Annotated in this window: 6 protein-coding genes; 4 read left to right on the forward strand and 2 right to left on the reverse strand. The window is 39.2% G+C overall.

The window, feature by feature from the left end:
• Window positions 1-8 precede the first annotated feature (8 nt).
• From B0O44_RS08540 to B0O44_RS08560, 4 genes are all read left to right on the forward strand, one after another.
• A complete protein-coding gene (locus tag B0O44_RS08540) occupies window positions 9-2,804 on the forward strand; it encodes a multicopper oxidase domain-containing protein (RefSeq protein ID WP_110829306.1) in 2,796 nt (931 codons plus the stop codon).
• Between the two features lie 18 nt (window positions 2,805-2,822).
• Window positions 2,823-5,384 carry a heavy metal translocating P-type ATPase gene (locus B0O44_RS08545; protein WP_110829308.1) on the forward strand — a complete coding sequence of 854 codons (2,562 nt, stop codon included), beginning with the start codon at window positions 2,823-2,825 and terminating at the stop codon, window positions 5,382-5,384.
• 1,719 nt (window positions 5,385-7,103) lie between these two features.
• Entirely contained in the window at window positions 7,104-7,271 is a 168-nt protein-coding gene (locus tag B0O44_RS24950) for a hypothetical protein (RefSeq protein ID WP_170123289.1), read from the forward strand.
• 83 nt (window positions 7,272-7,354) lie between these two features.
• On the forward strand, window positions 7,355-7,600 hold the full coding sequence (locus B0O44_RS08560) for a hypothetical protein (RefSeq protein ID WP_110829313.1): 246 nt from the start codon (window positions 7,355-7,357) through the stop codon (window positions 7,598-7,600).
• A 429-nt stretch (window positions 7,601-8,029) separates the two neighbouring features.
• Here B0O44_RS08560 and B0O44_RS08565 read toward each other — a convergent pair whose 3' ends face one another.
• Both B0O44_RS08565 and feoB read right to left on the reverse strand, forming a co-directional pair.
• Window positions 8,030-9,997: a heavy metal translocating P-type ATPase gene (locus B0O44_RS08565; RefSeq protein WP_110829315.1), complete on the reverse strand. Its 1,968-nt coding sequence runs from the start codon at window positions 9,995-9,997 to the stop codon at window positions 8,030-8,032.
• A 171-nt stretch (window positions 9,998-10,168) separates the two neighbouring features.
• On the reverse strand, window positions 10,169-12,283 hold the full coding sequence (gene feoB, locus B0O44_RS08570; RefSeq protein WP_110829317.1) for a ferrous iron transport protein B: 2,115 nt from the start codon (window positions 12,281-12,283) through the stop codon (window positions 10,169-10,171).
• Window positions 12,284-12,635: the final 352 nt, after the last annotated feature.

A 12,635-nucleotide genomic window follows, 5' to 3' on the forward strand; every position in this document is an offset into this window, starting at 1 on the left:
CCAAGGAAATGAAAAACATATTAATGGCCTTTTTATTGATCTTTTATTCTATAGCTTCTGCTCAGGATGCCAAGAGAATGAAAATGCCTAACAACGGAACTGATAAACAGGTACAGACTATTTATACCTGTCCTATGCACCCGGAAATACAATCTAATAAGCCTGGAAACTGTCCGAAATGTGGTATGAAGCTCGTGGTTCAAAAAACAAAAGCTGCTAAACCAAAAGCGTCTGCCCCAGCTAAGAAGCAACAACCTGCAAAGGCATCAGATATGGGTAATATGAAGATGCCAATTCAAAAACAAGGAAGTAACGAACCATCAAAAGCGGTACCTTATACTTGTCCGATGCACCCCGAAATACATGCTTCAAATCCTGGTAATTGCCCTAAGTGCGGAATGAAACTGGTGCCGGAAAAAATTAAGACTACCACACCTAAGCATGACCAAATGGAAATGCCGATGAAAGATACGCCCAAAAAGAATGACAAAGAGGAAGACATGGGGGGTATGGACATGGGGGATAACAGTACCACATTAGAAAACATTAAAAAGGCAAAGGTAAATTTAGGGCCAATTAAAACGATCGCAAGTAAAGTCCCACCTCGTACTGTTCGTTATGATCTTTACATTGCTGATACAACCGTTACCTACGGGAAGAAAACAAAACGAGCAATTGCTGTAAATGGACAGATACCGATGCCAACACTAACTTTTACACAAGGTGATACGGCATTGATATATGTACATAACAAGCTGAATGAAGAGACATCCCTACACTGGCATGGCCTGTTTTTACCAAACAAAATGGATGGGGTTCCTTTCCTAACTCAAATGCCCATCAAACCACATTCTACATACATATATAAATTCCCCATCGTTCAGCATGGTACACACTGGTACCATAGTCATAGCGAACTCCAGGAACAGATTGGTATGTACGGTGCTTTCATTATGAACAAAAGAAAAGAATGGGACATTCCAACCATTCCGGTTGTGCTAAGTGAATGGACGGATATGAAACCTGAAGAGGTACACCGAAGCCTGAAAAACGCCAATGATTGGTTTGCAATTAAAAAAGGAACGACCCAAAGTTATGCAGAGGCAATCAGATCCGGTCATTTCAAAACCAAAGTAACCAATGAATGGAAACGTATGAATGCCATGGATGTTAGTGATGTGTACTATGATCGATTTCTGATTAATGGCAAGAACCAGGATCTGCATACTCAGTTTAAGGCTGGTGATAAAGTAAGACTTCGTATCGCTAACGGCGGGGCATCTGATTATTTTTGGCTGACTTACGCAGGAGGTAAAATAATTGTGGTTGCAACCGATGGAAACGATGTGGAACCCGTAGAAGTTGACAGATTAATTATAGCGGTATCCGAAACTTATGATGTGGTGGTGACCATTCCGGAAAATAAGAGTTATGAATTTTTGGTAACACCTGAAGATCGCACTAATTCGGCGTCACTTTGGTTGGGCAAAGGGGAAAAAGTTCCCGCTCAGAAATTGCCTAAACTGAAATATTTTGCAGGGATGAAGATGATGAACGATATGATGGATATGAGCGGTAACATGATCGAAATGGAGGGGATGAAAATGCAGAACCAGGTCATGGACATGAACACGGTAATGTATCCCGAAGTAACAGGTGAAGAGAGCCTGAAAAAAGAAAATAAAAAAGCGAAGACGCCAGATATGGAAATGCCTAATGATAAAAGTATGGCAGGCATGAATATGATAGCGGAAAGCCCCGACATCATAACATTGAACTATAATATGCTTCGCGATCCAAAGAAAACAACCTTACCTAAAGGACCATGGAAAGAACTGAAGTTTGATCTTACCGGAAATATGAACCGCTATGTGTGGACTTTAGATAACAAAACGGTTTCTGAAAGTGATAAAATCCTGATCAAAAAGGGAGAAAACGTAAGGATTATTTTGTTTAACAACAGTATGATGCGTCATCCTATGCACCTGCATGGTCATGATTTTAGGGTCGTTAACGGACAGGGTGAATATGCACCCATGAAGAACATCATCGATATTATGCCAATGGAAAGGGATACGCTTGAATTTGCAGCTACAGAATCCGGAGGTGATTGGTTTTTCCATTGTCATATCCTGTACCACATGATGAGTGGGATGGGCAGGGTATTCAGTTATGAGAACTCCCCACCTAATCCAGAAATTCCTAATCCTAAATTAGCACAGCGAAAACTGTTCAGCGATGATCGGGAATTTCATCCCATGGCGAGAGTTGGAATTGAAAGCAATGGTAGCGATGGTGAAATTATGCTGGCTAATACCCGTTATCGTTTCACTACAGAATGGAGGATTGGATTTAAGGCTCACCACGGATACGAAAGCGAAAGTCATTTTGGTAGATACCTCGGAAGGAACCAATGGCTCTTCCCGTATGTTGGTTGGGATTTCCGCAAACGAACAGTTGACCCAATGGACAAGAATATCTTTGGACAGTCTACTGCACCTGGGAATAATCTTTTCGGACAAGGCAATACCAAAAACTTTAGGCAGGTATTTCATTTAGGGGTACAGTATACCTTGCCAATGCTGATTGTTGCAGATGCTTCAGTTGATAACAAAGGAAATGTCAGATTTCAACTAATGAGAGAAGATGTTCCAATTTCCAAAAGACTGCGATTTCAATTTATGGTCAATACAGACAAGGAGTATATGGCAGGATTTAGATACATCATTACTAAATATTTTGGCCTTTCTACCCACTATGATAGCGACATGGGCTACGGTGGCGGACTAACATTGAATTATTAACTAATTATTCATCACATCATGACGCATACCTATAAAATAACCGGAATGAGCTGTCAAGGCTGCCGAACTAAAGTTGAGAATGCATTGAATGGAATCGATGGGATTTCGGCTAAGGTCACTTTAGAACCCACTGAAGCAACCATTACTATGGAAAAACATATTTCAACTGATAAATTGCAGAAGGCAATAGCTGCGGTGGGAGATTATAGGATTGAAATGAATGTTCATGGAAAGGATACAAAAGTTGATCAGATACACAAGAAAACTGATCATACAAATCACGGATCAGCCGTACATCGCCATCATAGCACAACTCCTGTAAAGGTAAACAAGGCAGAAACTGGAGGGGTGTACTATTGTCCCATGCATTGTGAAGGCGATAAAACTTATGATAAACCAGGGAATTGTCCGGTTTGTGGAATGGATTTGGTGAAGCAGCCTATTTTAAAACAAGCTACACAATTTACCTGTCCTATGCATTCTGAAATTATTAGGGATCAACCAGGTTCATGCCCAATATGCGGGATGGATTTGGTGCCGTTAGGGGTTAATTTGGAAGAGGAAGACAAAACCTATGAAACGCTTTTGCGCAAGTTTAAGATTGCAACCATTTTTACTGTACCCATCTTTTTGATTGCGATGTCGGAAATGATACCAGGTAATCCGATTTTCAAGTTAATAGAACTGAAATATTGGAACTGGGTTCAGTTTGCATTTTCTATTCCGGTGGTTTTTTATGCGACATGGATGTTCTTTCAGCGTGCATGGCAATCGGTGATCACTTGGAAATTAAATATGTTTACGTTGATAGGAATTGGTGCGGGGGTGGCTTGGCTTTTTAGCCTTGTCGCCCTGCTTTTTCCTGGCGTTTTTCCAGATCAGTTTAAAACCCACCACGATACAGTCTATGTTTATTTTGAAGCGGCAACCGTGATATTGACCTTAGTATTGCTTGGTCAGCTTTTGGAAGCACGAGCGCACGGTAAAACCAATAGTGCCATTAAAGAACTATTGAAATTAGCACCAAATACGGTGACAAAGGTTGTGGGAGATAAAGAAATATCAGTTTCAATTGACGATATCCAAAAGGGAGATTTATTAAGGGTGAAACCCGGTGAAAAAATACCTGTTGATGGTAGTATCAAAACAGGAGAAGCTATAATTGATGAATCCATGATATCTGGTGAACCTGTCCCGGTTGAGAAAAAAATCGGAGACAACGTAAGTTCAGGTACAATTAACGGTAATAAAACTTTTGTAATGCTTGCCGAAAAAGTGGGTTCGGAAACTTTGCTGTCCCAGATCATCGAAATGGTAAACTCGGCAAGCAGATCGAAAGCTCCCATTCAAAAGATGGCTGATAAGATTTCAGGATATTTTGTTCCTGTAGTGGTGTTAATTGCAATAGCCACATTTGTGGTATGGGCAATCTATGGGCCTGAACCATCTTATGTTTATGCATTCGTTAATGCTATTGCGGTATTGATCATTGCTTGCCCATGTGCGCTTGGTCTTGCTACGCCTATGTCGGTAATGGTAGGTGTAGGAAAAGGTGCACAGTCTGGTGTGCTTATCAAAAATGCAGAATCCTTCGAAAAAATGAATGCCATTGATGTTGTCATCATTGATAAAACAGGAACCGTTACAGAAGGAAAACCTTCGGTTGAAAAGGTCGTTAGCGTAAATCCTGATTTTACTGAAAAGGATATCCTTGAAAAAATAGTGGCACTAAATAGTAGCAGTGAACATCCTTTGGCACAAGCAACATTACGTTATGGGCAAGAAAATAAGGTGAAAGTTCAACCGATATCAGGTTTTGAAGCAGTAACTGGTAAAGGGGTAATCGGTAAGTTTAAAGAGGAGAAATTAGCTTTAGGTAATCAGAAATTAATGGAGCATGTTAAAGCTAAAAAAGATCCTGCACTGGATGAGCAAGTCAAATCTGCTCAAAAACAAGGTAAAACAGTTTCCTATTTAGCTGTCGGAGATAAAGCTGTGGGATTTGTAGTTATCTCAGATAAAATAAAAGAGTCGAGCAAAGAAGCTATTCATAAGCTTCAACAGGAAGGCTTAAAGGTAATTATGTTCACAGGGGATAATGAAGATACAGCCAGAGTAGTTAGCGGAACATTGAATTTAGATGGATTTAAAGCACAAATGCTCCCAGAGGATAAGTTGAATGAAATAAAAAAACTACAGGCTGAAGGTAAAAAGGTCGCTATGGCAGGCGATGGGATTAATGATGCCCCTGCGTTGTCTCAGGCCGATATTGGGATTGCGATGGGTACAGGAACCGATGTTGCTATTGAAAGTGCTGCTATTACCCTTCTAAAGGGAGATTTGAATGGGATTGCAAAAGCCCGATTGTTAAGCCACAAGGTAATGGCTAACATAAAAGGAAACCTGTTTTTTGCACTTGGCTATAATGTATTGGGCATTCCGGTAGCAGCGGGTCTATTGTATCCGGTTTTTGGTATTTTACTTTCCCCGATGATTGCAGCCTTAGCTATGAGCTTTAGTTCAGTATCTGTTATTCTGAACTCTTTAAGGTTAAGAAGTGTAAAATTAGATGTCAGATAATTTGTGAAAAAATTGAAAAACTAGCAAAAATGGTCTCCATTGTAGAAAACGAAACATGCTATAAAGTCCTAAATTTAAAAGCTCATGTCAACTAAAGAGCAATATTGGAATCCGTAATCAAATGTCCTGAGTGCTCCTATGAAAAATTGGCAGTTGCTCTATTTTTATGAATGTGGAAACTGTCATGTGTTTAAAACCACGGCAAAGAGACTACTGAGTGTTTTATAGTTATGGTACTGTGTAGACATTAAACTGTAATTATTCATCTTTCCTGAATAAAACCGTTACAGGTACGTTACGGAACTAAATTTTGATTTTTAAAAAAAGTGATTATATTGCTTTTGTAAGCTAGAAATGATGATTTTTGTCCTTTAATGTGGGGATTTCGCTAAAAGTGGTTCTTCCCCCCTTCATATCTTTGAAATCAGTAAGAGATTGATTGAAAAGGAACTGCTGAGACAGCAGTTCCCGTGTAAACGGATCGCAGACCAAAAGTGGGGAAGAAGCTAAAAGTGTGCACCAGATTTCATTCCAAACTGTGCACCCCGCTTTTTACCATCCGGTCTTGATGGAATCGTAACGACTGAGCCAAATATATCCAATCTTCCCAGATTCCTTCTCTTCATTTTCCAATCTATCTTTCCTGCATTTGATCTGTCAATCCACCACAGAAGATGGTTTTGCAAGAAAAACGATCTTCCAGGACACGATTTACAGCAAATCAGCCCATTAAAAAAAAAACACACCAGAATAAGAAATATAATTTTTGATTTTAAGGCTATTAGAACATCTCCATTTCGGTTTCTCTAGGCGAAATGATCGATGAGAATCTAGTCCTGCTTTTCAGAAGCTTAAAACCGCTTAAGATGAGCCGAGTGGCCACTTTCAAGCAAAATCTAGTGACCAATATAGGGGTTCTTCATCACTTTTGGTGAAAACTATAAATTTGAATGTCATCGGACCTAGCAGGTTAGTTTTTAAGCAGCCTCTTGGCGAATCAGAATAGTTATTTTAATACTGAGTGTTTATTCTTCACCAAAAGTGACGAAGAACCAATATAGGCCGAAAAAGATGACCATGGTTACACCATAGTAAAAGAATGCTGGTCCAAAGATATGCACCTTGTTCCAGCATCGTCCGGGGTCTAGCTAGTTAATAATGGGTTTCCGGCACAGATAAGAAACCTATTTTTAAGCCACTTTGCTGCTGATATTCTTTGCTTTTGTCAACATAGACCAGATTGGTTACGAGTTTCCGATAACATTGCCTTTGCCGCTTTAGGACTAGTTGCGTCTGACGCACAGATCAATTTCCTAAAAGACCATTTTGTCAATGCTAAAGTCTATACTCTTTTTGATGCTGGAATTACAGGTGGGGTAACAGATTGTAAAGTAGCTCTTTGGATGAAGGGGAAAGATGCTGCTTTCAAAGTCAATGGAGAACAAATAGCTGTTTACTATAATAAAAATGAATTAATAATTCCTATCGAAGCATTCTCACTCAGCTGTTTTGAAAAAACGGTCGCGATACGGAGTGGTATCCGTCCCTACAAACCAAAAGGGAGTTTTAATTTTTATTACGATCTCTTTGTAAGCACCTAGTCCCAACTAATGAAAAACACCCTGGTTCCTATAGACTAGGGTGTTTTATTATGCCCAAAATTTTAGGGACCGATTTAAAAACTGCGAATAAAAGTACTAACCAATTATTGAAAGAACTATGAAAATTGAATTAAAGAACATTAAGTATTTTGATGCACTTAGTGAAGAAACAACACTTTTTAATGCCAATCTGTATATTGATGGCAAAAAAGCGGGGATAGTAAAAAATGATGGGCGTGGTGGTTCAACCTTTCATATGGGGACCACAGCCAAGGGGGTGAACTGATAAGACAGGCTGAAACTTATTGTAAAACATTGCCAGACAAGTAATATGCTAAGGATAAATACTTAGAAACTTTCTCCATCCCAATGAGCTTCGATGATCTGCTGACAGAGTATCTGATCAAAAAAGATTTAGAGAAAGTTCAAAAGAAGGTACTTAAAGACATGGAAAAAGGTATTGTTTTTGGTAAACCGAATGATTATTCATGGATTTTACAAACGTTTAGCGTACCGTTGCCAGCTGCATTAGGACATCCTAAAGGTGGGGAGATCATAGCGAACTCAATAGCAAAAAAATATTCAAAGAACTTAAGGGTTGAGTTAAGATATTAAATACTAACATTCCAGAAACTATCCTAAAAATGGCAGGTCTCTTTAATGAAGAATATGTAAAAACCGCAGTTAGGGATATACAACAAGCGGTCAAGCCAGCCGAAGCAGGGAATGAATCAGGTAATTATAGAAATCGAACCAGATAATAACAATAAAATCATTTCACAAACTTAGAATGGGGATTAACCAGTCGCCATTCTAAGTTTGTGAAATATAAAAGTACAGTTTTTATTTGCTCAAAATTTTGGAAATGCTAAAAATATGAGCATTGCTTTGTTTCGCAAATTTCAATTTAAGAATGGTAAAATACATACCGCTTACACTGATTAGGATACTGGTTTGCCCAGCTTTTTAACTTTCGAGTTATCCAAGATTAATAGCAAAAGGTTGTTCATAACGATATTTTTTAGAGTTAAAGAATATTGTTAGCTATAGTTTTATCCGTTGAATTCTGACGGCGTTCAAAATAGCGAGTAGTGCGACTCCAACATCTGCTATTACAGCTTCCCATAAATTAGCTATTCCCCCGGCACCCAGGATGAGTACAACTATTTTTACGCCCATAGCCAAAGAAATATTCTGCCAAACGATATTCCTGGTAATTTTCCCAACCTTAATTGCTGAAACGATTTTTGAAGGCTGGTCGTTCTGGATTACTATATCTGCTGTTTCAATTGTCGCATCACTTCCTAAACCTCCCATTGCAATACCGGCATCTGCCAGGGCTATAACAGGTGCGTCATTAACGCCGTCCCCCACAAATGCGATATGTCTTCCCTGGTCTTTTAGCCATTGTACTTTTTCTACTTTTCCTTCGGGAAGTAAATCACCATAAACCTCATCAAGGCCAATTTGCCTAGCGACATGATCGACAACAGATTGCTTGTCCCCCGATAGCATAACCGTTTCAATATTTAGTTCGTGCATTGCTTTGATTGCTGATGCAGCATCCTCCTTAATTTCATCGGCAATGGTTATATATCCTGCATAACGATTGCTAATTGCGACGACTACGATAGTATCTACTATCTGTTCAATTTCCCGCGGATAGTCTATTGAATATTTTTTTAGCAATTTTAAATTGCCAGCTAATATTCCTTTGTTATCAATCGTGCCTTTTAAACCATGCCCTGCAATTTCTTCAACGTTTGTAGCCTTTGTGTCATCTGCTGTTTCGCCAGCATAATCTGTTATGGCCTTTCCCACGGGATGGGTTGAGTTACGCTCTAATGCCGATGTAAGCCTTATCAGTTCATTGGCCTCCATTCCTTCCGGTACCACTTGCTGTACCTTGAAAACGCCTTTGGTCAGTGTGCCGGTTTTATCCATAACAATGGTATTTACCCTGGTCATAACATCCAGGAAATTGCTACCCTTAAATAAAATACCGTTACGTGAAGCTAACCCTATTCCTCCAAAATAGCCTAGCGGAATAGATACTACCAATGCACAAGGGCAACTTATTACCAAGAACACCAAGGCTCTGTAAAACCATGTATAGAAATGGTAGGTGTCTACAATGAAATAGGGAACTACTACAAGTGCCAAGGCTAAAAAGAAGACAATAGGGGTGTAAACTTTTGCAAACCTTGAAATAAACAATTGCGTTTGCGATTTGCGGGCAGTTGCATCCTGTACCATTTCTAGAATACGGCTTAGCTTGCTGTCTTTAAAAGCTGCTGTTACTTTTACTTCTGATACGGTATTTAGATTAATCATTCCCGCTAAGACCGGTTCACCTTTATACTTCGTGTCCGGCTTGCTTTCGCCTGTAAGTGCTGCTGTGTTGAATGAGGCATTTTCTGAAATCAGTTCTCCATCTAACGCTACTTTTTCTCCTGGTTTGACCATTATGGTTTCTCCGATGTCTACCAAAGAAGGATTTAAAACCTCCGGTTTATCATTTCTGATTACGGTTACTTCATCCGGTCTGATATCTAACAACGCCTTAATGCTTCTTTTTGCCCTGTTAACTGCTGCACTTTGAAACCATTCTCCTATCTGATAGAATAGCATAACGGCTACGCCCTCTTCAAACTCGCCTATACAGAATGCACCAATAGTGGCCACGCTCATTAAAACAAATTCATTGAATATGTCACCACGTATTGATTTTCGGAATGCCAATGCAAGTACTCCCCGGCCTGCCAATAGATACGCTATGCTATTTATGGTTAACGCTACTGGTCTTGACAGTTCCATCTTAAAACCATATTCCAGAACCAATACAATTGTTAGGATAAAAAAGGAAAGCAGCAAATCCCAATGAGCCTTCCAGCTATTTTCATCTGGTTTTACCACAGATGATTGTTCAATTGGTAAGATTCCTTCTGTTTCTGAATAGCCGGTTTTGGTTTCAGGGTCTAGTAGCGTTTTTTCTTTATTAGGTTCTGTCATAGTTATGATATTTAAAATGTTCTAAACATGGTATTATTTTTCTTGGGCGGAACCCATAGATTTTGATTGTAAATAGATTCCCCTTTGTATATATGTACGTTTCCGAATAGTTTTTCCAAAGACGTAATTTTAAATATAATATTACCAAATTCGGAAACACCCGAAGTAAAATCATTTGAGAAGGTGGTAAACACCAAAGCTCAAAAGATAAGCCAAACTTGTCATGTATACAAATTGAATTACTGGCCATTTTAGAGCGTTAGTTTCCTTATAAACAACCACCATAGTACTCATACACTGCATAGCAAATGCGTAAAATATCAAAAGTGAAAAACCAACGGCGGTAGTGAAAACAGGAAGTCCGCTATCAGGGTTTTTGGCTTCCTTTATTTTTTGTAGGATAGCCTCCTGGTGATTCGAATCACCATCTGCGCTGTAAATAGTCGCCATTGTACCGACAAAAACCTCCCTTGCAGCAAAAGAGGTAATCAAAGCGATACCGATTTTCCAGTCATACCCCAATGGTCTGATGATAGGTTCAATGGTCTTACCAAGTATACCTGCATAGGAAGCTTCTAATTTAGCGGAAGCGACAAGGCGATCAATTTCCCCCGTAGTGACTTTTTTAGTGGACTGTTGGGTTTGATAATAACGTTCTATTGCCGCAAACCGGCCTGGGGGAGCATAATTAGCCATTACCCAGAGAATAATGGAAACTGCAATGATCACCTTTCCTGCTTGGAAAGCAAAGGCCTTTACTTTCTGTAACATCGTTAATCCGACATTTTTCCATCTTGGCCACTGGTAAACCGGAAGTTCCATAATAAAATAACCCTTTCGTTCGGATTTAATAATTTTTTTCATCACCCAGGCCACTATAAATGCTGAAAAGAAACCCAAGAAGTACATCATCATCAATGCAATACCCTGCAAACTGATAAAACCCCATATCATGCGTTGCGGCACGATCAAAGAAATCAGTAAAGTATATACGGGTAACCTCGCCGAGCAAGTGATCAAGGGGGTTACCAGTATGGTAATGATGCGATCTTTCCAATTCTCAATACTACGGGTGCTCATGATCGATGGAACAGCGCAGGCCAGACCACCGATAATCGGAATAACTGATTTACCGTTCAGTCCAACCTTGCGCATGATTTTATCCATCATGAAGGTTACTCTTGCCATGTAACCGGTGTCTTCCAATATCGAAATGAAAATAAAAAGGATAGCGATTTGGGGTATGAACACCAGTACGCCGCTTAAACCGGGTAATAAGCCATTTGTGACCAGTTGTGTTAATGGCCCTGGGGGTAAATGTTCACTTAAAAGATCTGTCAGATAAATAAAAGAAATGGAAATCAGATCCATAGGGATCCTGGCCCAGGTAAAAATAGCCTGAAAAATCAGAAATAAGATCAGTATAAAAATCAAGAAACCCCCAATTTTATGAGTCAAAACTTTATCTATTCGATTGCTGTAGTTTTCCTGGGAAGGTTTGCTATCTCGTTGAACTGTATCATATAAAACGTCATTGATAAATTCATATCTGGCAATCGTTTCCTTTGCCTGTGCTTTCGAGGGATTTATATCATATTCATTTTCTAATTGTTTCAGTTTTGATATTTCGATAGCTGTTAGGTATCTGATATATGGGTATTGATAAACTAATTGTAATGCTAGATAGGGATTGGTTACAATAAAATCATGCTTAACTCTGGTGATTAAACCGGGATATAAAGCATTCAGGTCAATGGTATCTGCTTGTAATGGTATATGTGTCGCTTCTACAATAGCTTGTTTTAACTCAATAATTCCTTTTCCTTTTCTTGCTGATATCGGAATAACCCTCACGCCGAGTTTTTTGGAAAGCGCATCAACGTTTATACTTATACCTTCACGATCTGCCATATCCATCATGTTAAGCGCAATGATTACCGGAATCTTTAGATCTGCAACCTGGGTGTACAACAGTAGGTTTCGCTTTAAATTTGAAGCATCTGCAATGAATATCAGGAGATCAGGGTGGCCGCTGTTCTGCGTATCGGCCAATACCTCCAGGACTATGGCTTCATCTTTGCTTTTAGGGTATAAGCTATAGGTTCCCGGAAGGTCGGTAACCTGCGCGATCCGGTCATCAGGCAATTTTGCGAATCCTGTTTTTTTTTCAACGGTAACCCCCGCAAAATTTCCTACTTTCTGATTCATGCCTGTCATGGCATTAAATAGGGACGATTTCCCTGTATTTGGATTGCCGATCAGGGCAACTTTATAATCAATTTTCACTCGTTTTCAGATTTATCATATTAACAATATAATGCTTGTGCTAATTATTAACAATTTATAATATCTCCATAACTTATAGATGACCACAAAATCATTCATCCGCCTATTATGAATATGGCTATTATCCTTACAATTCGTATCCACATCGGCCTTTTATAGATTTTGCTTGGCCATTCAAGCCAAAGATCGAATATACCACCCCCAATTGGTTTTACACGGCTTTACCAATGGACGGTAAAAAAATGCCTTAATCTCATATAGATAACAACCAGTAGCAATAATACCATAATCCAATAGATACCCATCAGCCAGGGCTTGGGCTTATGGGTATTGCTTTTCTTTTTCTTCTTTA

It is taken from the genome of Pedobacter nutrimenti, from assembly GCF_003208655.1.
Lineage (GTDB): Bacteria > Bacteroidota > Bacteroidia > Sphingobacteriales > Sphingobacteriaceae > Pedobacter > Pedobacter nutrimenti.